Annotated in this window: 19 protein-coding genes and 1 tRNA gene; 1 reads left to right on the top strand and 19 read right to left on the bottom strand. The window is 62.7% G+C overall.

The window, feature by feature from the left end; translation table 11 throughout:
* The first annotated feature begins 67 nt into the window (after positions 1-67).
* Positions 68-144 (top strand) — tRNA-Pro (locus AB1286_RS18055).
* Between the two features lie 109 nt (positions 145-253).
* Here AB1286_RS18055 and AB1286_RS18060 read toward each other — a convergent pair.
* From AB1286_RS18060 to rfbF, 19 genes are all read right to left on the bottom strand, one after another.
* Positions 254-1,120: a glycosyltransferase family 2 protein gene (locus tag AB1286_RS18060; RefSeq protein WP_430364542.1), complete on the bottom strand. Its 867-nt coding sequence runs from the start codon at positions 1,118-1,120 to the stop codon at positions 254-256.
* Between the two features lie 78 nt (positions 1,121-1,198).
* Positions 1,199-2,239, bottom strand: coding sequence for a glycosyltransferase family 2 protein (locus AB1286_RS18065; protein WP_430364543.1), 1,041 nt, complete (start codon positions 2,237-2,239; stop codon positions 1,199-1,201).
* A complete protein-coding gene (locus AB1286_RS18070; protein ID WP_430364544.1) occupies positions 2,236-3,570 on the bottom strand; it encodes a hypothetical protein in 1,335 nt (444 codons plus the stop codon). Before AB1286_RS18070 ends, AB1286_RS18065 begins: the two co-directional genes overlap by 4 nt.
* A 10-nt stretch (positions 3,571-3,580) precedes the next feature.
* A complete protein-coding gene (locus AB1286_RS18075; RefSeq protein ID WP_430364545.1) occupies positions 3,581-4,651 on the bottom strand; it encodes a nucleotidyltransferase family protein in 1,071 nt (356 codons plus the stop codon).
* Between the two features lie 90 nt (positions 4,652-4,741).
* Positions 4,742-5,899 (bottom strand): UDP-N-acetylglucosamine 2-epimerase, encoded by a 1,158-nt coding sequence (gene neuC / locus AB1286_RS18080; RefSeq protein ID WP_430364546.1) that lies wholly within the window; start codon positions 5,897-5,899, stop codon positions 4,742-4,744.
* A 35-nt stretch (positions 5,900-5,934) separates the two neighbouring features.
* Entirely contained in the window at positions 5,935-8,067 is a 2,133-nt protein-coding gene (locus tag AB1286_RS18085; protein WP_430364547.1) for a hypothetical protein, read from the bottom strand.
* A 33-nt stretch (positions 8,068-8,100) separates the two neighbouring features.
* On the bottom strand, positions 8,101-8,895 hold the full coding sequence (locus AB1286_RS18090; RefSeq protein WP_430364548.1) for an SDR family oxidoreductase: 795 nt from the start codon (positions 8,893-8,895) through the stop codon (positions 8,101-8,103).
* A gap of 64 nt (positions 8,896-8,959) precedes the next feature.
* On the bottom strand, positions 8,960-9,958 hold the full coding sequence (locus AB1286_RS18095; protein WP_430364549.1) for a Gfo/Idh/MocA family protein: 999 nt from the start codon (positions 9,956-9,958) through the stop codon (positions 8,960-8,962).
* 1 nt (position 9,959) lies between these two features.
* The gene (gene neuB, locus AB1286_RS18100) at positions 9,960-10,964 is read right to left on the bottom strand and encodes an N-acetylneuraminate synthase (RefSeq protein ID WP_430364550.1); all 1,005 of its coding nucleotides are present in this window, start codon (positions 10,962-10,964) and stop codon (positions 9,960-9,962) included.
* Complete coding sequence (locus AB1286_RS18105) at positions 10,961-11,584, bottom strand: acetyltransferase (RefSeq protein ID WP_430364551.1); 624 nt, start codon at positions 11,582-11,584, stop codon at positions 10,961-10,963. The genes neuB and AB1286_RS18105 overlap by 4 nt, the downstream gene beginning before the upstream one ends.
* Positions 11,581-12,672: a LegC family aminotransferase gene (locus AB1286_RS18110; protein WP_430364552.1), complete on the bottom strand. Its 1,092-nt coding sequence runs from the start codon at positions 12,670-12,672 to the stop codon at positions 11,581-11,583. Before AB1286_RS18110 ends, AB1286_RS18105 begins: the two co-directional genes overlap by 4 nt.
* 69 nt (positions 12,673-12,741) lie before the next feature.
* Entirely contained in the window at positions 12,742-13,746 is a 1,005-nt protein-coding gene (locus AB1286_RS18115; protein WP_430364553.1) for an NAD-dependent 4,6-dehydratase LegB, read from the bottom strand.
* A gap of 18 nt (positions 13,747-13,764) precedes the next feature.
* Positions 13,765-15,558 (bottom strand): thiamine pyrophosphate-binding protein, encoded by a 1,794-nt coding sequence (locus AB1286_RS18120; RefSeq protein ID WP_430364554.1) that lies wholly within the window; start codon positions 15,556-15,558, stop codon positions 13,765-13,767.
* Positions 15,559-15,650: 92 nt separating this feature from the next.
* Complete coding sequence (locus AB1286_RS18125) at positions 15,651-16,727, bottom strand: NAD-dependent epimerase/dehydratase family protein (RefSeq protein WP_430364555.1); 1,077 nt, start codon at positions 16,725-16,727, stop codon at positions 15,651-15,653.
* Entirely contained in the window at positions 16,720-17,700 is a 981-nt protein-coding gene (locus AB1286_RS18130) for a glycosyltransferase family 2 protein (protein ID WP_430364556.1), read from the bottom strand. The genes AB1286_RS18125 and AB1286_RS18130 overlap by 8 nt, the downstream gene beginning before the upstream one ends.
* Positions 17,697-18,173: a GtrA family protein gene (locus AB1286_RS18135; RefSeq protein ID WP_430364557.1), complete on the bottom strand. Its 477-nt coding sequence runs from the start codon at positions 18,171-18,173 to the stop codon at positions 17,697-17,699. The genes AB1286_RS18130 and AB1286_RS18135 overlap by 4 nt, the downstream gene beginning before the upstream one ends.
* Positions 18,170-19,489, bottom strand: coding sequence for a lipopolysaccharide biosynthesis protein RfbH (rfbH, locus tag AB1286_RS18140; RefSeq protein ID WP_430364558.1), 1,320 nt, complete (start codon positions 19,487-19,489; stop codon positions 18,170-18,172). Before rfbH ends, AB1286_RS18135 begins: the two co-directional genes overlap by 4 nt.
* Positions 19,486-20,568, bottom strand: a complete 1,083-nt coding sequence (rfbG, locus tag AB1286_RS18145) for a CDP-glucose 4,6-dehydratase (protein WP_430364559.1) — start codon at positions 20,566-20,568, stop codon at positions 19,486-19,488. Before rfbG ends, rfbH begins: the two co-directional genes overlap by 4 nt.
* Entirely contained in the window at positions 20,550-21,320 is a 771-nt protein-coding gene (gene rfbF, locus AB1286_RS18150) for a glucose-1-phosphate cytidylyltransferase (RefSeq protein WP_430364560.1), read from the bottom strand. Before rfbF ends, rfbG begins: the two co-directional genes overlap by 19 nt.
* Positions 21,321-21,457: the final 137 nt, after the last annotated feature.

The raw sequence follows: 21,457 nt of genomic DNA on the forward strand, positions 1-21,457 counted from the left end.
AGTTGGGGCGTGCAATCTCGCCGTGATTGACTGCGCGATAGTGGCGAGGCTACAATCCATGATTCGTCGGAGCGTAGCGCAGCCTGGTAGCGCATCTGATTTGGGATCAGAGGGTCGAAGGTTCGAATCCTTTCGCTCCGACCAATGGATTCAAGCACTTAGCCCAGTCATTTCGACTGGGCTTTTTGCTTTTGGATCACCTGTAAACATACAAGACGAAACCACGTGCAGCACGTGGCGTGCTCGGGCGCGTCTAGGCCAGCTTCCAACCGAACCGGTTGAAGAATCGGAATGCGGACACGCTGAACATACGAATGTGCGCGAGGCCCTTTTTCGCGGCGCCTCCGCCCACGTGCAAGATGCGCACGGTCGGCACATAAGCGATGCGCGTCACCGCATGCGCGCGTAAGCTCAGGTCGTAGTCCTCGAAATAGAGGAAGTAGCGCGGATCGAAGCCGCCCAACCGTTTGAGCACGTCGGTGCGAAACAGCATGAAGCAGCCGCTCACGATCGGCGGATCCCAGACCACCTCGCGATCGTTGATCACGTCGCGCATTTCATAACGCGACAAACGCGAGCCGAACAGCGCTCGGCGGTCGCGCGAAATGAAGCCCCGCGTGAAAAGCACAAGTACCGTGGGGTAGCGACGGCACAGATACTGCATCGTGCCGTCACCGCCTACCACCTGCGGCGCCAAGAGGCCCACCTCCGGATGCATCTCTAGAAAGTCGAGCGCATTCGAGATCGCATCGAAATGGACGTCGACATCGGGGTTGAGCACAAGATGGTAACGGCTCGATACGCGCTCGATCGCAATGTTGTGACCTCGGCCGTAGCCGACGTTGCCGTTGCCTTGGATCGTCGTGCATCGAATGCGGAAACCTTCGAGCAGGTCGCCGCTCGGCTCGCGGGCCGTTAGCCCGCCGTTGTCCACGATCAACACATGAACCGGAATGTCTTCCCTTCGATACGATCGCATCGCGACCACCGAGTGGCATAGGCTCGTCAATGTTCGGGCCAGCCGCGGCAAATTGGACTGATAAACGACGATCGAGATCGTCAGCCCGAGCGTGCAATCCGATTGACTTGAAGTCGTGATCGTCACTTTGGTCGGTCCCATCGTAAATCGCCGATTCGATCGACTTCCGCCCGGACGCTCGCGTATGGCGGCGTCCAACGCAGATCGAGGCGAGAAGCGTCAGTGTTCCGTTCGATTCCGCTGCGTCAAGCGATGCCAGGCGAACGCGATACCGCGACGTAGATCCCCGTTCGATACACGCCCAGCCACGGTTGCGAAGCCGCCCCAAACCAGCGCTGCCGGCCGGGGCAACACGATGATGGGCGCCACCCATAGAAGGAATGCGAGTCGCCGGCCGAAGCGGGCACTGAAGCGTCGATATGTTTCGCGCGCGCCGAGCGTATTGGCGACGCGCTCGCGAAGCAGATAAAACGGGTGGTACGAGAGCAGCATCCTCGCCTCGAATCCGCGGATGTCTTGGTCCGTTAGTCCATTCGCGCGGTAGCTGTCGAGAATGCCGCCTAAGCGGTCGACGAAGATTTCGGGGGCGCCGTATCCGCCGGAGTTGTTGCGTTTGCAGGCGAGCGCGTATTGCGTCGAGACCGCATTGCGGCGCGCCGCGAGCGCGGCCTGCACGACCAGATTCACTTGGACGAGATGCGTGCCGCAAAATTGGCGCGCATCGACGTCGGCTAACAGCGTCCGGTTCACGATCATGGACGAGATGAAGGTGATCAGCGCGCCGGCGGCGCGCAGGAAGCTTCCCGCGCCGACGAACTCGCGAACGGGGCCGCCTCCGCCCGGACATTCGCGATCGGGGTCGCGTTCGTAGCCGAAGGGGCGCAGGCACAAGACGCCGTAATCGTTTTGCCGCAGCCAGGCGAGTACCGTCGCCAGCGCGCCGCGTACATATAAGTCGTCGTCGCCCATGATCTGCACATATCGGCCGCGCGCCTCGTTGAAACATTGGGCGATATTGGCATCCGAGCCGAGGTCGAGCCGGTTGCGGATATAACGGACCGGCAGCCCGGCCTTCACCGCTTGTGCGACGACGTCGGGCGTTTCGTCGAGCGAATGATTGTCCGACACGATGACTTCGACGTCCCCGGGCGGTAGCGTGTCCCACTCTTGCAAGAGCCGCAGCAGGTTCATTCGCAAGTAGCCGGCGCGATTGAACGTGGGAATGGCGATCGTCAGCTCGGGCGATCTGGCGCGCGTCATGGCGTTGCCCTCCAATGCCGATTGCAGCGGTACCAGATCGCGATGCCGGCCGGCAAGGTCAGCGCGACGTTGATGCTCGCCAGGACCGCGACGAGACCTGCGGACGAGTAAAGCCGCGCGGCGTATAGGGCCGCGGGCAATGTGATCGCGGTCGCGCACAGGTTGAGCCAGACGAGCGGCTCGCGCCGAAAACTGCGCAGTTGGAGCGCGAGGCCGCCGATCAGTTGCGCGGCGAATGCGAAAACGACGAGCCCGGCCAGTTGCGGCCAAGGTAGCAGCCGATGCGCGATAGGCAAGCCGGCGATCAGGCGCGCGACGCCGAGCAAGGCGGCGGAGCCCGAGGCGAATACGCCGAGCGTCATGCCGAAATCGCGCCAGAAAAGGCGGTCGAGCCTACGCCAATCCCGCGTCGCGGCGGCTTGCGCCATGGCGGGCACGCGCCGCATCAACCAGGACTGGGAGACGAGCGCAATCGTATTGACGACCGTCAGCGATAAGCCGAACTGTCCTGCCACGACGGCGCCTTGCGTATAGAACAGATACGGTGTGTAGATCTGCGTAAGCAGGTACGCGCATAGCCAGTTCAGACCGAGCCGCCATTGCAGCGGCCACACCTCGTCGCGCCACCGGTAGCCTTGTCCCGGATCGTCGCGCGCGAGCGCAACCAGCGGGCGATGGCGGCACGCGAGCCACACGAGCGGTACGCCAAGCGCCATCGCCGGCGTCATCGCGGTGGCCCAGAGGCGGCCACCGGCTGCGAGTGCGGTCCAACAGGCGAGAGAGCCGAGGACGGCCGTGGCGAGCCGCACCGAATACACCTGCGCGATCTGGCCGCTCCCCTCGAGCACGGCGAGAAACGGGAGCACGACGAGACCGCCCGCGGTGAACGTGCACAGCGCCAGCCAACAAGGACCCCATACGATATCGGCGGATGCCTTGGCGGAGAAAAAGGCCCAGCCGCCCGGCAAGAGCAGCGCGAAAAACGCGATCGCCGCAATCGCGTACCAACGTACGGATTTGCCGAGCAACGATCTAAACCGTGCGGAGCGTTCGCCCTCGAGCCGATTGCCGCTTGCCCAGCGCAGCCCGACGAACGAGTGGGCCGCGATTTGCAGCAGTACCGTAGACAACCCTAGATCGAACAGGGTGTAAAGCGATGCGACGCTCAGGAAGCTGTAGTACCAGCCCTGCAACTCCGGTGTGAGGTAGTGCACCGCGAGCAAGGTCGAGACGAGACCGGCAAGCGCCTGCCAAATGCGCAAGGCGAGAATCGACACGAGCTCGGGCCGCCAGCGCCGAGCCAACGATGCGATCGATTGCGGCACGCTCATAGCAATACGTTCAGAAGAGCTTGGCTGCGAGATCGTAGTCGCTCGGGCGACCGACATCGAGCCAATGTTCGAACACCGGGAAACACGAGACGCGTACGCCGCGGCGAATCTGCTCATGCGCGACGTCTGTCATGTGATAGGCGCCGTCCTTGGGCAGCGTGGCGAAGACCTTCGGCGAGAGAAAATAAATGCCGCTATTGACGAGAAAGCTCAGCGTCGGCTTTTCCTCGATATGCGTGACGCGCGATTGCGACGCATCGATAACGCCGAACGGCACTTGAAAGCTGTACCGCGTTGCCGCGATCGTCATCGCCGATTCGGTGCGTAGGTGATAGGCGAGAAACATGCCGATGTCCAGATTGGTGAGGATGTCGCCGTTGAAGACGAGCGTGGCTTCGTCGCGATACGAAAGGCGCGAGAGTGCGCCGCCGGTGCCGAGGGGTTCTTCTTCATGAATGTAGTCGATCGGCACACCGAACCGTTCGCCTTTACCGAAGTGATCGACGATCTTCTCGTGCAGATAGTGGGTCGAAATGAAGATGCGATTCGCGCCGTGGTTGACGAGCTTCTCGATACTGATTTCCAGCATGGGCCGACCGTTGATATGCAGCATCGGCTTCGGTGTGTGTTCCGTTAGCGGCCGCAGCCGCATGCCGAAGCCGCCCGCCATTACGACGGCCGTGAAATGGCGGTTGCAGTACGACGGCGAGGAATCGATGCTTCGATGATCGATCACCTCCACCGGTTCGCCTAGGCGGTCCACGAGGATCAGTTGGCGCAGCGAATGCTCGCGAAACAGCGCGCAGCGTTCGGCGCGGGACGAGTCGGCCCGGACGACGATGGGTGTCGGCCGCGCGGTTTGCAGCTTGATGCGGTGGACGTCGCGCGCGGTCGCGTCGAGCTGTTTTCCTTCGAGAAACGCGCGGCGAACGTCGCCGTCGGTCACGATGTTGACGAAGTGTCCTTCGTCGTCATAGATCAGCGCGCATCCCAGCGACCCGCTGGATTGGATGCGGCTCACGACATCGGCCAGGCTGTCGTCGAGCGAGACTCTGAGTTTGTCGATCTGCGCGTTTTTCATGGTTGTCTTTCCCGCAAACAAGTCGTTCTCGAAGCAATTGGGGCGTGGCCGTTAGGGGCACGCCAAACGTCGGCGCCTAGGCTCGCGCGGCTAACATCGGTCGTGAAACGTTTTGAGCGACATCGCGGTCAGATCACGCGACACGAGTTCGCGCACGATCTTGGCGCTGGTGCCCGGACGGTCGTAGGGATTGGCGGCGCGCGCGGCAAGGTCGCGAAATCCGGGCGTCAGCGCTTGCCTGATCGCCTCGACGATTCGAGCGCTGTCCTCGCCGCAGGAAATGACGCTTTCCGCGCGCACGCGCCCGGCTTGACGCGGGCCGATGTCGACGCTCGGCACCCCGAGCGACGGTACCTCGATGATCGCGCTCGAAGAATTGCCGACGACAGCCGACGCGTGGCGCGCTGCGGAAAGATAAAGCTGCGTCCCGAGCGACATGAAAAAACGATAGCGTTCGGGATTGCGCGCCGCGCGCTCGGCCAGACGTCGATTGATCGACAGGCCACCGGCATCGGCATTGGCGCCGGTGACGACCACGACGTGGTCCTCGAATCGATCGAGCGCGTCGAGCAAAGCGTCGAGCTGATCCTCGGCCGACAGCGCGGACCGCGTTGCAGGGTGAAACGTCGCAAGCAAATAGGGTTGCCGAGGCTCGAGCCGCAGGCGGCGCGCGGTCTCATATTCGTCGTGCAGCTCGACGGATCGCACGTTTTCTACGCCAAGCGCACCGACGGCGAAGACGCAATCGGGGTCCTCGCCGAGTTGAATGATGCGGTCCCGATAGGCGTCGGTGCTTGCGAAGTGCAGGTGACTCATTTTCGTGATTGCGTGTCGGAACGAGTCGTCGATTGCACCGTACGTGAGTTCGCCGCCATGCAGGTGTGCGATCGGGATAGTGCAGACTGTTGCGGCGGCCGCGGCCGAGAACGCTTCGTAGCGATCGCCGAGCAGCACGAGCAGATCGGGGGCGATGCGCATGAGCGCATCGCCGTAACGGATCATGCCCAGCCCCATCGCGGTGTACACGCCGGCGTGCGTCGCGCTGTCCATCAGCACCTCGATGCGCTCGTGAACCGCGATGCCGTCTTCCGCGATTTCTCGCCAGGTTGCCCCGTGGGTATCCGCGCAATGGGAACCCGTGACCAGCAGCCTGACGGCTATCTCGGACTCGCGTTCGAGCGCGCGGATCAACGGTCGCAGCAGGCCGTATTCGGCCCGCGTGCCGGTGAAAATGCATATCGTGCGCATAACGAAGCTCCTCTCGGATGGATGAGTCGATGACCTCACCAGTTTTTCGCGCCCGATGTCCAGGTGCCGTAAGCGGCCCGCACCGGATCGATCAACGCCGGATGGGCTTGCTTCGCGTAGGCGAGGTCGGGCGGATCGGCGTACACGAGCTTGAAATCGAGACCGTCGGAGACGTACAGATAGGTTGGCTCGCCGCTCGGATGCGGGACCATCGACGCGCAGCGCGCCATGTACCGTGGAAACAAACCGGGAATATCGCCGCGCGCGATCGGCGGCCCGATGCGCTCCGAAGGCGAAAGCGTATGGAAGGGGATGCCGTTCTCGGGCGCTTGGGCGGTCGAGGGGTACTGGCCGTGATCGAGCTTGTAGGCGTCGAGCGCCTCGACGATACGAAACAGCTCGGCAACGCGTTCTTCGGCTTGCACACGTTCGAACGCCATGCTGACGTCGATGTATTGGCCGAGCGTCCGTTGCCATGGTTCGCCGCGCAAATAGGCGCGCACGATGGCGGCCACGCGCAGATTCGTGAGCGGAACGACACCGTTGCGTACGGTGATGATCGCGTGCGGTTTGGCGAAATCGTAGTCGTTTAGGTTAAAGCGTTTTCTTAGCGATGGGTCGCGGATGAGCGGCACCTTGGGAGGCCAAGTCGCATACTCGTCAACGGAGATGCCGAGCCGCTCGCGCGTGTGATAGACGGCGAACAGGTTGCCGGTGTACTCGTAGTTCCACAGTTTGCGATCGTCGATGCGATGCGCCGCGTCGTCGAATACGAACGTGCGTACCTCATCGAGCGCATCTTGATGTGTGCGCACGAAGTCCATGATCGCGCACTGGCGGATCCAGTCGCGCCAAAGGCTGAGCCCATTGATGATGCCGCAGCCCAACGAGGCGCCGATAACATAGGCGAGGAGCAGGTCGCGTCCGGCGCTGCGCAAGACCGGCACCTTCGCGAATGCAACTTCGGCGAAGTTGACGAAGGCGATGAGAACGAGCGCCAAAGGACCGAGGGCGGGCAGGATGTTGCGGCTCTCGTAGAAGCTCGTTAGAACCGGCGGCTTATCGGCAATCAGATAGGGATAGACGGCGGCCGCGAACAGTGCCCAACCGAGCGCCGCTTGGATCAAGGCGATGCGTGCCGAGGGCCGGGATGTCTTTCGCGGTGCGACGCGAAGCAGCAAGAAGCTGACGACACAACAGGAGATGAGCACGGGCCAGGGAACGGCGCGCGCGGCAATGGCGAAGTAATCGCGCAGCACGGGCCTAATCGTCGTGAACGCGTCGACGATCGACGACAGCAGCGCGTGCGATCGAATGTCGTTATAGTCGCCGTAAAGCTTCGAGTTGACACGCGTCAGGCGCTTGAGCAACGCAAAGGCAAGCGGAAGTGCGAGCAGCGCGGCGTTTTGCAGCACGTAGCGACGAAGCGGCGCCCGGCTCGCGTGCAAGAGCGTCCGCAACAGAGCGGGTGAGGTCCGCGCGTTCGACGCCAGCGCACGCCAACTCGGCAGCGGAGTGGCTCGGCGGACTTCCCGGGCGACGTAGCAGGCCGCCAAAATGATCAAGATCGCCAGATACAAGGCGATCAGCGAGTTCAGATAGAACGAAAAGAAAAAGAACGGCAGGCCGAGCCACGGTGTACGGCGCTCGTTCGTTGCCGTCGCCAAGCACGTGCAGCCGATCCAAAACGATGCGATGTAGACGTTGTACATCGAGACGCTCGTTAGGAATCGGATCGGTGCCGCATGCGTTGCCGCGAGAATCAAAAACAGCGCGAATGCATCGGCGCCCGACACGATGCGCGATCGGCGCAAGACATAGGCGGTTGCGGCGCCCGCGACCACCCATGCCGCAAGCGCCGTGATCCGCATGGCCAGCGCGGGGTCGGCAAGCGCGTTGATCGCGTTGGTCAAATAGCCGCCCCAGAAAATGCCGAGTTCTTTCGCAATACGTATGCTTTGAGCGGGCGGCTGGAAGCGCCATGCCCAGTCGTCCCAGAAATAGCCGGGGTTGCAGACGATGAGCGCCGTGCCGAAGAAGATCGCGACGAGGGCGATCGGCGCGCGCCTGCAAAGCACGACGATCCTTGCGAGAAGCGGATGGAAATGCCCTCGCCGAGCAACGGAGCGTTGCCCCGCGGCAGGCATTTGCCCGATTTTCGATGCCATCGAGAGTTCGTCGCTATCGTTCATCGACGTCGCTCACCACGCTGTCCAACCGCCATCGACGACGATGTTTTGTCCCGTGACGTAGCTCGACATATCGCTGGCCAAAAAGAGCGCGGCCCCCTTGAAATCCTCCTCGGTCGCCATGCGGGCGAGCGGTGTGCGCTGCTCATAGCGCTCGACGAACGCGGCCGGCTGATTGCGCCATACGCCGCCTGGGCTCAACGTATTCACTCGCACGCGCGGCGCGAGCGTGGTCGCGAGCCATTGCGTCAGTTGCGCAAGCGCGCCCTTGCTTGCCGCGTAACCCGCGGGATTGGCCATTGCCGTGCCTTCGTATAGCCGCCAGTCAGGCCCGACAACGCCATAAAGAGACGATACGTTGATGACCGAGCCTTTGCCCGACTGCTTCAGGTACGGCAACGCTTGTTGAACCAATTCGAACGCGGCCGTGACGTTGACCTCGAAGGCGGCGCGCCATGCGGCGCTACGCTGTTCTTCGAACGGCGTCGCCCATCCCTCGAGCTCGGTCGTGCCGACGAACGCCGCGCAATTCACGAGAATGTCCAATCCCTTGCAACGCGCAACGACCTGGGCGGGTAGCGCGCGCACGCTTGCCTCGTCGGCGAGCTCGACTTCGAATGTCGCGAGCCGGGCATGAGGGATGCGCTGAGCGCGATCCTCCAATGCGGCAAGCCGGCGATCCGCCAGCGCCACCGTCGCGCCGGCTTCGGCGAGCGCTTCGGCGATGGCTGAGCCGATATGACCGGCCGCGCCGGTGATCAAGGCTGTTCTGCCCGACAAGGACATGAGCTCGGAGATCGTTCGCATCGTGTCGTCTATCGCGTTTCGGTTCAGGGTGGGATTTGGCGCCGATAGGGCGCGGCTCGCTCGGTTAAAGGCATACCCAACATCGGTTCGCCGCGGCCGTTTCGGCGGCGGCGATGAGCCGCATGACTTCTCGCCCTCCATCCAGATCGCACATCGTCGACGGATCGTTGGCGAAGAACGCCTTCAACTGTTCTTGGTAGGTCACGTCGCGCTCCACATGACGGACCGTGACCTCGTCGTTCAACGTCAACGTTCCGCCGACGAAATCGACGGTCGCGGTGAGATCCCGCGCATTGATCGTCAGCACGCGCTTAGGTGTGCGATCGAGGTAGTTGATCGAGATCGCTACGGCCGCGCAGCGCTCGTGGCTCGATAGGATCGAGTAGACGTCGTCGCTGTCGATCTCGAGGTTGCTGAGATGGCCGCCGACCGCGGTAATCGAACGCGCGCGGCCGCAAATCCATAGCGCGAGGTCGATTTCATGCGAGAGGTCCCGCAACACGCCGCCGCCTTGATGCTTATTGGCCGAGTAAGAAGCGCGATAGTCGGTGCCGACCCGCCACTGCGGCAGATACTGGCCCGCATAGAAGTTCGCGCTATGCAGCGGCCGGGCCGCGAGCGCGTCGCGCAATGCATGCACGAGCGGGTGAAAGCGCAGGTTATAGGCGACGCAAACTTGAAACGGCAGCATGGCCGGCATTTCGTCGAGTGTGCCGCAAAACGGTTTCTCGACCAGCACTTGACCGTCGAATCCCGCATCGGCGAGCGCTTGCAAGGCCTGCGCGTGATAGCTCGTGGCATTGGCAATGACGACGTGCCGAGGCCGCGTTTCGGCAAGGGCTTGAGCGATGCTTGCATAGCGCGGGAACGGCTCGCACGCTTGACTCGTCACATACGCGACCTTCGCGCCGAGCGCGGCCGCCAGCCTGCCGTGGCGCGCGCCGATGGAGCCGTGACCGACCACGAGCAGCGACGGGCTTGACGCACCGAGCCGGGCAAGCTCGGATGGCGGGGCCGCCGCTTGCACGGACGACGGTTGCGTGAAGGGAAGTGGCTCGCTCATGTCAGATCGGCTCGTCGGTGGCATAGGCGCGCGTGGCCGGCGTGCCGATAACGCTGTCCCAGCGCGCCGGCGAAATGCCCGAACCGGGGCGGCGCACCGCTAGGTTCTCGGACGAAAATGTCTCGCCTCGCTCGATCGGTCGGCTCGCAACGATCGATTTGCGCGCGGCGATACGGTTCGGCAACTCGGAGCGCGACGGGCGTTTGCGGCCATCGCCGAGCGCGGCGCTCACGCGGCGCACGGCTTGCACCATGCGGGCGAACTCGGGCGGCGCAAGACTCGCGCGATGATCGGGGCCTGCCATCGAACGATCCAGCGTCAGGTGCTTTTCGATCACCCGGGCGCCGAGGGCCGCGGCGGCGATGGGAATGTCGATGCCCTCGGTATGGTCGGAGTAGCCGATCGCGACCCGCGCGAACGCGGCGCCGAGCGTCGCCATGGCGCGTAGGTTCACTTCGTCGAACGGTGCCGGGTATTCGGTCGTGCAGTGAAGCACCGTGATTTGCTCGAACGGCGTGCCGGCCGATTCGAGGGCCTCGAGCGCATCTTCCACTTCGCCGAGCGTCGCCATGCCGGTGGACAGGACGATCGGCAAGCCCATGGCGCCGAGCTGGCGCAGGAAGGGGATGTCCGTGAGATCGCCCGATGCGACTTTCAGCGCACTCATGCCGAGCCCGGCGAGAAAGTTTGCCGATTCGATGTCGAACGGCGTCGACAAAAAGGCGATGCCCGTTTGCGCGCAGTGGGCGACGATGTCGCGAAATGCCGACTCGGGCAATTCGAGGCGTTTGAGCATCTCATACTGCGACTCGCTTGCGCCGCACGTCTGCTTTTGGTAGTCGGCTTTCGGCGCATGGCGCGTGACGAGCTTGTCGGCGCGAAACGTTTGGAACTTGACGTAGTCGGCGCCGGCTTGAGCGGCTTCGTCGACGAGCCGCAGCGCCAATTCGGTCGATCCGTTGTGATTGACGCCGGCCTCGGCGATGATCGCGCAGCTTGGCTTCATCTCGCTTGCCCTCCGATGAGCCGGGTGCCGTCCGGCAGCGGCTTGAAGACACGTTCGCCCATCGCGACGAGACAGTCCGCACCGATCGTCAGCCCCTCTCGGCACAGCGCGCCGCTGCCGATCAGCGTGCGGTCGCCGACCTTCGTACCGCCGTTGATCACGGCGGCGGTGGCCACATGCGCGTGGCTGCCGATTTCGGCGTCGTGCTCGATCAGCGCGCGCGTATTGACGATCGTGTTCGCACCCACACGCGCGCTCGGGCCGACGCACGCCGCATGCATGACGATCGTTCCCTCGCCGATCGTTGCGGAGCGCGCGACATGCGCGCTTGGCGAGACGATGGCCGGCAAGGCGAAGCCCGCGGCTTGCAATGCGTGAAAAAGGCGCATCCTCGTCTGTGGCGAGTGAATCTGCCCGCACGCGACGAGCGCGAACGGACAGCGCTCGCGTAGCGCGGGCAGGTCTTCGTCGAAGCCGACCACCTCATAGCCCATCACTTCGTCGATATGCGTATCGCGACGCTCGACGATGCCCGCGATGCGCCACGCCGACGTCGCTTCCAGCACGTCGATGACGGCCTTGCAGTGACCGCCGCCGCCGATCAGCAAGATCTCGTTCATGCCGACCCCTCGCCGCGCACGCCGCTTGGAATGTTGACGAGCCGCGCGGCAATGTCCTCCGTAACGGGAAGCGGTCCGCGCGGATGGACCTCGAACATCGGCAGCGTGTGCAGCGGCTGCCAGACGGGGCGTGTCATGACGCCCGCGTCGTTCGTCACTTCGAGGCAGAAATCACGTTCGGCCTCGTCGGCGAGCAGGATCGAACATAGCCAGTAGTTCGCGCGGGTCTGCAATGGCTCGGTCAGGAACGCAATACCTGCGGCGTCGAACGCCTCGCGATAGCGCGCGGCGAGATCGCGTTTGAACGCGAGGAACGCATCCAAACGTTCGAGCTGCGCGCAGCCGAGGGCGGCGTTCAAGTTCGGGAGCCTGAAGTTGTAGCCCACCTCGTCGTGCGCGAAGCGCCAGCGATGAGCGAGCTTGGCCGTCGTCGTCAAATGCTTCGCGCGGCGCGCGATCTCGGCGTCGTTCGTCATGATCGCGCCGCCGCCGCCCGTGGTGCACAGTTTGTTGCCGTTGAAGCTGAGCGTGCCGAGTTGGCCGGTCGTACCACAATGGCGCGCTGCGCGCCGGCTACCGAGCGCTTCGGCGGCATCCTCGACAAGGGCGATGCCCCAGTCGGAGCAAATGGCCGCGATTTCCTCGATGCGGCAGGGAAAGCCGAATGCGTGCATCGGCACGCACGCCGCTACCCGGCGTCCCGATTCCCGATGACGCGTCGTGCCGCTCACGCGCTCGCAACTGTGGCGAAGAAACGCGTCGAGCGCGTCGGGCGACATCCCGAGTGTCGTCGCTTCCACATCGACGAATGCCGGGATGGCACCCGCATGGGCAATGGCGTTCGAGGTGGCGACGAAGCTCAGCGATTGCGTCACGACAAGCTCGCCTTGAGCGACCTGTGCCAGGAGCAGTGCCATGTGAAGCGCCGTCGTACCGTTCGTCGTCGCGATGACGTGCTTGGCGCCGGTGATCTCGACGAGCATCCGCTCGAAGCGGTCGACGTAGGCCCCCACCGACGAGACGAAGGTCGATTCGATCGTCTCGCAGACATACGTTTTTTCGTTGCCGGCGAAGACGGGGGCGTGCAAGGCCAAAGGTCCGTGCTCGCCATATACCTCACGGACGATTCGTAGGACGTCGTGGGCGCGCGTCATGGTTTAGATGTTGTAAATGTCGGCCTTGTAGGCCGAGAGGTTGGCCGGCGCCGAGAACCACTCGACGGTTTGTGCGATGCCGCGGCGCAGCCCTTCGGGCCCGCCATACTCCGGCGTCCATCCCGTCAACGCATGCAACCGGCTCGCATCGGCGACGAGCCGCTCCACTTCACTAGTCTCGGGACGCAGCCGCGCCTCGTCGGTTTCGATTCGAACGTCGGCGTTCATGGTTTGCGCGATCAGTTTGGCCGTTTCGCCGATACTGATCTCGAATCCGCTGCCGGCATTGAGCACCTGCCCGACGGCGGCCTCGCTCTTCATCACGGCTTCGAATGCGCGCACCGTATCGGCGACGAAATTGAAGTCGCGCGTCGGATGCAGCGCGCCGAGTTTGATCGCGCGCTTGCCCGCGGCGATCTGCGTGACGATGCTCGGTATCACCGCGCGCGCCGACTGACGCGGGCCATAGGTGTTGAAAGGACGCAGGACCGAGACCGGCGTGCCGAACGACAAATGAAACGACAACGCGATCTGATCGGCGCCGATTTTCGAGGCCGAGTAGGGCGATTGCGCTTGCAAGGGATGATCTTCGCGAATCGGTACCGTTCGCGCGGTGCCGTAGACTTCGCTCGTCGACGTATGTACGACGCGCGCGCCGAGATCGCGCGCCGCTTGTACTACGTTGAGCGTGCCTTTGACGTTGGTGTCGACGTAGGTATCGGGCGAATGGTACGAGTAGGGAATGGCGATCAAGGCGGCGAGATGCAGTACGACCTCGCATCCTTGAACCGCGCGGCGCACGCCGTTCGGATCGCGGATATCGCCGGCGAACACATCGAGGTTGTCGCGGACGTCGGGGCTCGCGCGATCGAGCCAGCCCCACGTGTTGAACGAGTTGTAGAGCACGAAGGCGCGCACGTCGTAGCCGGTGCGTATCAGATGTTCGGTCAAATGCGAGCCGATGAATCCGTCGGCGCCGGTGACCAATATCTTTTTCAATGAAGCCATGAGAGCTCCTTTGCCCGCTTAGTCGTTGTCGAACATCGTCATGTTGCGTTCGAGTTCCTCGCGCGGGAGCAGCGGGTCCATGTCCTCCATGGGGCGCGAGGCCAACGTACCGTCCGGTTTGCGGTACGAGCTTGCGCGAAAACGCTGTTGCGCTTGCGAGACGCGCATCTCGACGATCCACGGGCCGTCGTCGGCGAATGCCTGTTCGATGGCCTCGCGCAGTTCGGCATTCGTTGAGATCAACACGTGACGGATGCCGAACGCGGCGGCGAGCCGTTCGAAGTCGGGATTGCCGACGCCCGACTGCGCATCGGTGCCGACCTGGCGGCCATCGAAGAAGCGCGTTTGGGTATTGCGGATGCTTTGGTAGCCGTCGTTATTGCTGATGAACAGCTTCGCATTGAGCCGGTGATGGCCGAGGAACATCAATTCCTGAATGTTGAACAAGATGCTGCCGTCGCCGGTGACGAGCACCGCGCGCCGTGCCGGGCCGCCCGCGACGGCGGCGCCCACGAGCGCGGGCAAGTCCCAACCCATGGCGCCCATGCACGCGCTCGTGAAGGCGATTTGCCCGTCCTTCACGCGGTGGTTTTGATACGCGATGATGCAGCCGTCCAGAGAGTTTCCGCTGACGACGATGTCCTGGTTTCCTAGCTGCCTGGACAGTTCATCGTAGGCGGCATAGATGTCGACGTGGTCCTTTTGAAGATGTTCGGCCCCGGGCATCGGCGGATACTCGCGCTTCCACATCGCACAGGCGTCGAGCCAGCGTTCGGGCGTCGTTCGCGCGCGCGCTTCGAGCGCCGTACGCAAACACGCGATGAAATCGCCCGCATCGGCGAGCACGCCGAGATCGATCGTGATATTGCGTTTTTCCAGATCGCCTGCGTCGATATTCACGAGGATCTTCTTCGCCTTCGGCGCGAACTTCTCGCTGAAGCCGATCGCCGAGATCGATAGGCTCGTGCCGATGGCCAGCACCAAGTCGGCGTTTTGCAACGCGAAATTGGCGCGACGCTGGCCTCCCGGTCCGATCCGGCCTTGGAAAAACGGATGGTCTTCGGCGAGGACATCCATCGCGCTGACCGTCGACATGGCAGGGATGCGCTGCTCTTCGATCAGCCGCCGAAACGCGCGGCGCGCGCCGCCCAGTACGATGCCGTTGCCGTAGAGCACGACGGGACGCTTGGACGACGCGAGGCAATCCGCGATCTCCTCGACGATCGAGCGATCGAGCTTCGGCTTGGGTTCGACTTCAGGCTCGTAGCCGCGCAGCGTGTCCGGGTCGATGGTCGCCGACTGGATGTCGAGCGGCAGATTGAGCCAAACCGGACCGGGACGGCCGGCGCGCGCGAGGTACAGGCACTTTTCGAGCTCGTAGCGAATGTCCGCTGCGTTCATGACCGTGACGGCGTGCTTCGTGACGGGCGACGCCATCGGAATGATGTTGATTTCTTGCGGACCTACTTGGCGTTGGCGCGTGTAATCGGCCATGACGCCCGTGCGGACCTGACCGGAAATGACGAGCACCGGGATCGAATCGACCCATGCCCCCGCGATCCCCGACAATGCATTGGTGCTGCCCGGGCCGGTCGTGACGAGGCAAACGCCGAGGTTTTCGGTCACGCGCGCATAGCCCTCCGCGGCGATGGCGCATGCCTGCTCGTGATAATTGCACCAGTAACGCAAATCGTTCGAGCGGCCCAATGCGTCGCACAGGTACATGATGCCTCCGCCGGACACCATGAACACGTCCTTGACGCCCGCTTGCGCCACACGTTGAAAGACATAATCGGCGACGGTGATGGCCATATTCGCTAACCCGATTCAAAAAGAAAATCTCGTCGTTCGCGCTTCGCGGCGTCACGGCATCGCCTAAGCGTGCCGCGTCGCGACGGCGCATCTCACTTCGTGTTCATTCGCTCGCGATGCCAAGCCAACGTGCGACGGATGGCGTCGTCGAGCGGGATATCGACGCGTACGCCGAGCTCCTGCCGGATACGGCCCAACGCGGGCAAATACGCGGAAGGCGCCGCGCCTGGCACGCTCGCTTGTTTGATCGTGACCATGTCCGCGGGCAACCCGACCACCGCCGCGACGCGATGGGCCAATTGCGCGATCGAAACGGCTTCGTCGCCGCCCACGTTGTACGGCACGCCGCTGCGCCCCCGCACGAGAATCGTCAGCAGCCAGACAACGAGATCCGCCGCGTGCAGATACGAGCGCAGCGGCGTGCCGTCGCCCGTCACCACAAGTTCGCGCCCCGCGAGCGCGTCGCGAAGCAAGTTGCCGATCACGTAGTTCTGCTCGAGCGGGAGGTACGGGCCGACGAACGCGAAACAGCGCGCAATCAATGCATCGAATCCATGCCGATTCGCGGCGACCGCGGTCATGACTTCGATGAGTCGTTTCGATTGTCCGTAGACGTGACGTTCGGCGATGTAGTCGGCGATGCCTGCGGGGCCTTCGACGAAGCGTGTGCCGTCGCGCGATTCCGACGGCAAATAGACCGCACCCGAGGTCGTCACCAATACCGATTTGCAACGGTGTCGCGCAGCCATGTCGACGATTCTGCGCGTGCCGTCGATCGCCGCGTCTAGGTGTCGTTGCGGCCAATCGGCCAGCGCGTCGACGTTGCTCTCGGAGGCGGCGTGCAGGATATGCGTGCAAGGCCGCTTCGGCAGTTCGAAGTCGGCGCACTCGCCTGCAACGAAGCGCAATTCCGGATACGCCCGCAGATGCTGCGCGCGCGTGTCCAGAAAGCGCTCCGGCGCGCGGCTCAGGGCCGTGATCGTCAAATCGAGCCGCTCGGCCCGGTTCGCCCAGATGAGCGATTCGAGCAGCCATATGCCGAAGAAGCCGGTCGCGCCCGTCAGGAAGAGGTGCGCGCCGCGCAACGCGGGCCACACCGGTGCGAGTTTGCGGCGGACGTGTTCGAGATCGTCCTGAAAGAGCGAAAAGCCGGGCGCGATCTCATGCATCGCTGTTCTCGAGCGCCGCCGCTTTCACGTTCGACGGAAAATTGATGCGTTCCGCTTCGACTACCATCGGACGCCTGATCGTGTGCGTGACGAGTAGACCGATATATTCGCCAAGCAAACCGACGAGCAAGAACAGCACGCCCAGAAAGAAGAACAGACTGACGGCGAGCGGTGCGATGCCCATTTGGAATTCGCTCCACGCGAGCAGCTTGCGAACCAGGTAGTAGCTCCCCATGAGAAAACTCAGGCCGCTCATCGAAAGCCCCAGTAAAGTGGCGAGCCGCAGCGGCGCTTTCGTATGGTTGACGATGCCGAGTAGGGCGCTGTCGAGATAGACGAAAAACGTGCCCTTCGATATGCCGCGCTTTCGCACGGGCTTATCGAACGGGACTTGGGCGCGAGGAAAGCCGATCTCGCAGATCAGGCCGCGAAAGTACGGATACGGATCGTCGATGTCGCGCAAGATGTCCATGACCGCGCGGTCGTACAGACCGAAGCCGGTGAAATTCGGCACTTGGTCGACGTCCGAGATGCGCGTGATGAGCGCGTAGTAGGCCTTTCGCAGCAGCGCTTTCAGGCCGCGCTCCTCGTGTGTGCGGCGAACGCCGATGGCGATCTTGAAGCCCTGTTCCCAATGCCGGATGAACTCGGGCAGCAATTCGGGCGGATCTTCGAGATCCGATGCCATGCCGATGACGGCATCACCTTCGGCCAGCAGCATCGCGTGATAGGGCGAACGGATGTGGCCGAAGTTGCGCACGTTGACGATCGCCTTTAGGCGCTTGTCCATTCGCGCGCGCGCTCGTATCACCTCGACGGTGCCGTCGGTCGAGGCGTTGTCGATCAAGATGATCTCGTAGTCGTATTGCGGCACCTGGCGCATAGCCGCGGCGATCCGCTCGTGCAGCTCCGCGATGTTTTCGCGTTCGTTGAAGCAGCCTGCGACGATGCTGATCAGTTTTCGTTTGCTCATTCGCGTTGTGCCTTATCGAAGGTGAACCGGTCGTGACCGGCATACGAAACGGCGATGCCGACGATCATCAGCAAACCCTGGGCGATCCAAAACGCGATGCCCACGACGTCCACGAGCAGCCATAAACCCAAGATGCCGATCAGCGCGTTGCCGCCATAGACGACATAGCAACGCAGATACTCCCCAAGCCAATGCCCCCGCGAGCGAAACACGAACAGCTTGTAGGCGACGAACGACTCGGTGATGCATACGACGTTCGCGATGGCCCCGATCGCGACGATGTGCAAGCGCGGCGTCAAGACGTAGTAGAGCGTGGTCGATACGGCATAAGCGAATGCTGTGTTCAGCACGCCGATGGCTAGAAAACGAATGCCTTTCGCGCGCACGGCGCCCGCGGCGGTTCGGATTCGATTCGCCGCCGCGCGTATCCGTGGTTTCTCGCTCGCCGTGCGCAAGCCGGGCTCCAAGTTCAAAAGTTGACGCCGAGAAACGTTTCGATCTTGCTCGCGGCGTAGTCGAGCTGCGCCTCGCCGAGACCGGGAAATACGCCGATCCAAAAGCTGCTTTCCATGACGGTGTCGGTATTGGCCAACTCGTCCGCCACGCGAAAATGCCTACCTGCCATATAGGGCTGTCGAGTCAGATTGCCCGCGAAAATCAAGCGCGTGCCCACTTTCTCTTGATCGAGGTAAGTGAGCAGATCGGTTCGGTTCAGATTCGCTTCGGGGCGAATCGTGATCGGGAAACCGAACCATGACGGATCGGCATTGACCGTCGCCTCGGGGAGCAAGAGCTCGCCTGCGCACGATTGCAGGCGTTCGGTAAGGTAGGCGAAATTGCGACGCCGCGCCTCGATGAAACGGGACGCGCGTTCGAGTTGCGCGAGCCCGCATGCCGCTTGCATGTCGGTAATTTTCAGGTTGTAGCCGAGGTGCGAATACGTGTATTTGTGGTCGTAGCCTTCGGGCAATTCGCCGAGCTTCCAACAAAAGCGCTTGCCGCACGTGTTGTCGGCGCCGGGGGCGCAGTAACAGTCTCGTCCCCAATCGCGAAATGAGCGCGCGATCTCTTTCAGGTCGAAGTTGTTCGTGAAGACGGCACCGCCTTCGCCCATCGTGATGTGATGCGCCGGATAGAAGCTCAGCGTAGCGATGTCGCCGAATGTACCGACAAGCTGCCCGCGATAGGTCGAACCGAGGGCATCGCAGCAATCTTCGATCAGCCAAAGGCCGTGTCGCTTGGCGAGTCCGACGATCGCGTCGAGGTCGAACGGATTGCCGAGCGTGTGCGCGAGCATGATCGCTTTCGTCTTGGGACCGATCGCTTGCTCGACTTTCGAGGCATCGATGTTGTAGGTGCCGAGCTTCACGTCGACGAATACCGGCACCGCACCGAATTGAATGATCGGATTGACCGTGGTCGGAAAGCCGGCAGCGACGCTGATGACTTCGTCGCCGGGCCGAATCGCACGCTCGCCGAGCTTGGGGGAGGTGAGCGTCGAAAAGGCGACGAGGTTCGCCGACGAGCCCGAGTTCACGGTGAGCAGGTGCTCGACCCCGAGAAAGGCGGCTAACCGCGTCTCGAACGCATCGTTGAAGCGGCCGGTCGTGAGCCAGCCGTCGAGCGAGGCTTCGACCATGGCGACCATTTCGGCAGCCCCGATGACTTTGCCCGAGGGCGGCACGCTGGAGATTCCGGGCAGGAACGGCGCGGGCCGGCTCGCGATCGAGCCGTATTCGTCGACCAACTGCAAAATCTGTGTGCGAAGCCGTTCGAGGTTCGTGGTCATGAGTCAGCGTATGCGCGGATTTGGGATCGGCTCAAAGCATGCATGTCGGCGCCGCGAAGGAAGCCTTGGTGCCACTCGACGATCTTTTCGATCGTGTTGGGAAGAGACCAGCGCGGCTTCCAACCGAGTGCCGCACGCGCTTTCGAGGCATCGAGCCGGAGCATGTTCGTTTCATGCGGATGGTCCCCGGGCTGTTCCCGCCAGGTCGCGCCGTCGCCCCAGTGCGCCAGGAATCGCTCGACGATCCACCGCACGGGGCGCGCATCGACTTCCTCGGCAGCGAAGTTCCAGGCGCCCGCATACTTGGGCCCCTCGATGTATAGGGCTTGCGCCAGCCTTAGATATCCGCATAGCGGTTCAAGCACGTGTTGCCAGGGGCGCACGGCGCCGGGGTTGCGCACGGCGACGGGCTGGCCGGCGGATAGGGCGCGCACGATATCCGGCACGAGCCGCTCGGCCGCCCAATCGCCGCCGCCTATGACATTGCCTGCGCGGGCGCTGGCTAGCGCCACGCCATGCCGATCGAAGCTGGCGGCGTTGAAAAAGCTGTTGCGATACGACTCGGTTACGAGCTCCGCGCACGCCTTGCTGTTACTGTAGGGATCGAAGCCGCCCAAGCGATCGTTTTCGCGATAGCCCCATACCCATTCGCGGTTCTCATAGCATTTATCGCTCGTCACGTTGACGACGGCGCGCACGCCTTCCGTGAGCCGTATTGCTTCGAGCAAGTTGACCGTGCCCAGCACGTTCGTCGCATAGGTTTCGACGGGCTGCTCATACGAGCGGCGCACAAGCGACTGTGCGGCCATGTGAATGACGATCTCCGGCCGATGCGTCCGGATGAGGTCGAGTAGGCACGCAAGATCGCGAATGTCGCCGAGCACCGAACGCATCGACCTGCCGGCTTGCGCGGTCTCGAACAAATTCGGGGTCGTGGGCGGGGCGAGCGCGTAGCCCGCGAGCTCCGCGCCGAGTTGCTGTAGCCACAGGCATAGCCAGCTTCCCTTGAAGCCGGTATGTCCCGTCACCAGCACGCGCTTGCCGCGCCAAAACGAATCGTCTAGTCCCACACTTTCCATGGTGCGTTGCCGGTGGCCCAGAGCTGTTCGAGGTAGGTCTTGTCCCGCAACGTGTCCATCGGCTGCCAAAAGTCGCGATGGAACCAAGTCTGCAATTCGCCTTTGGCGGCGAGCCTTTCTAGCGGTTCGCCTTCCCAAAGGGTGTCGTCGCCGTCGATATAGTCGATCACCTTCGGGTTGAGGACGAAAAAGCCGCCATTGATCCAGGAGCCGTCGCCGCGTGGCTTCTCGCGAAAGCTGCGCACGACGTGTCCTTCGAGATCCAACGCGCCGAATCGCCCCGGCTGCTGAGTGGCCGTCAACGTAGCGAGCTTGCCGCTCGAGCGATGAAATTCGATTGCCGCTGTGACGTCGACGTTGCCCACGCCGTCGCCATAGGTAAAGCAGAAATCCTCATCGTCGAGATAGGCGCGCACGCGCTTTAGGCGGCCGCCGGTCATGGTCTGCTCGCCCGTGTCTACGAGCGTGACGCGCCACGATTCGACGCCGTTCTGGAGCACGTCCATCTTGTTGCTGCGTATGTCGAACGTGATATCCGACATGTGCAGGAAATAATTTGCAAAGTATTCCTTTATTACATATCCCTTGTAGCCGCAGCAAATGATGAAATCGTTTATCCCATGTTTGGAATAAATTTTCATGATGTGCCAAAGAATAGGCTTGCCGCCGATTTCGATCATCGGCTTAGGCTTTAGATGCGTTTCCTCGGAGATGCGTGTGCCCAACCCACCAGCAAGCAAGACTGCTTTCATGTCTTTTGGGTTCCGCAGAGGTTGCTGACTTAACAACATAGCTCAGAATGCGGTAAGGGGGTAGATAATATTTCATGCAAATATTCGTTCTGATTAGATGCTGGGATATGGGGATGAATCACGTCGGAAATTGCGTT

It is taken from the genome of Trinickia sp. NRRL B-1857 (assembly GCF_050470685.1).
GTDB lineage: Bacteria > Pseudomonadota > Gammaproteobacteria > Burkholderiales > Burkholderiaceae > Trinickia.

Bases quoted from the DNA above. Each gene is read 5' to 3' on its own strand.
- AB1286_RS18105 (WP_430364551.1), bottom strand. From the start codon at position 11,584: ATGAACGAGATCTTGCTGATCGGCGGCGGCGGTCACTGCAAGGCCGTC.
- AB1286_RS18130 (WP_430364556.1), bottom strand. From the start codon at position 17,700: ATGAGCAAACGAAAACTGATCAGCATCGTCGCAGGCTGCTTCAACGAA.
- neuC (WP_430364546.1), bottom strand. From the start codon at position 5,899: ATGCGCACGATATGCATTTTCACCGGCACGCGGGCCGAATACGGCCTG.
- AB1286_RS18120 (WP_430364554.1), bottom strand. From the start codon at position 15,558: ATGGCCATCACCGTCGCCGATTATGTCTTTCAACGTGTGGCGCAAGCG.
- AB1286_RS18085 (WP_430364547.1), bottom strand. From the start codon at position 8,067: ATGGCATCGAAAATCGGGCAAATGCCTGCCGCGGGGCAACGCTCCGTT.
- AB1286_RS18070 (WP_430364544.1), bottom strand. From the start codon at position 3,570: ATGAGCGTGCCGCAATCGATCGCATCGTTGGCTCGGCGCTGGCGGCCC.
- rfbG (WP_430364559.1), bottom strand. From the start codon at position 20,568: ATGGAAAGTGTGGGACTAGACGATTCGTTTTGGCGCGGCAAGCGCGTG.
- AB1286_RS18075 (WP_430364545.1), bottom strand. From the start codon at position 4,651: ATGAAAAACGCGCAGATCGACAAACTCAGAGTCTCGCTCGACGACAGC.
- AB1286_RS18095 (WP_430364549.1), bottom strand. From the start codon at position 9,958: ATGAGCGAGCCACTTCCCTTCACGCAACCGTCGTCCGTGCAAGCGGCG.
- rfbF (WP_430364560.1), bottom strand. From the start codon at position 21,320: ATGAAAGCAGTCTTGCTTGCTGGTGGGTTGGGCACACGCATCTCCGAG.
- AB1286_RS18090 (WP_430364548.1), bottom strand. From the start codon at position 8,895: ATGCGAACGATCTCCGAGCTCATGTCCTTGTCGGGCAGAACAGCCTTG.
- neuB (WP_430364550.1), bottom strand. From the start codon at position 10,964: ATGAAGCCAAGCTGCGCGATCATCGCCGAGGCCGGCGTCAATCACAAC.
- rfbH (WP_430364558.1), bottom strand. From the start codon at position 19,489: ATGACCACGAACCTCGAACGGCTTCGCACACAGATTTTGCAGTTGGTC.
- AB1286_RS18060 (WP_430364542.1), bottom strand. From the start codon at position 1,120: ATGGGACCGACCAAAGTGACGATCACGACTTCAAGTCAATCGGATTGC.
- AB1286_RS18115 (WP_430364553.1), bottom strand. From the start codon at position 13,746: ATGGCTTCATTGAAAAAGATATTGGTCACCGGCGCCGACGGATTCATC.
- AB1286_RS18065 (WP_430364543.1), bottom strand. From the start codon at position 2,239: ATGACGCGCGCCAGATCGCCCGAGCTGACGATCGCCATTCCCACGTTC.
- AB1286_RS18125 (WP_430364555.1), bottom strand. From the start codon at position 16,727: ATGCATGAGATCGCGCCCGGCTTTTCGCTCTTTCAGGACGATCTCGAA.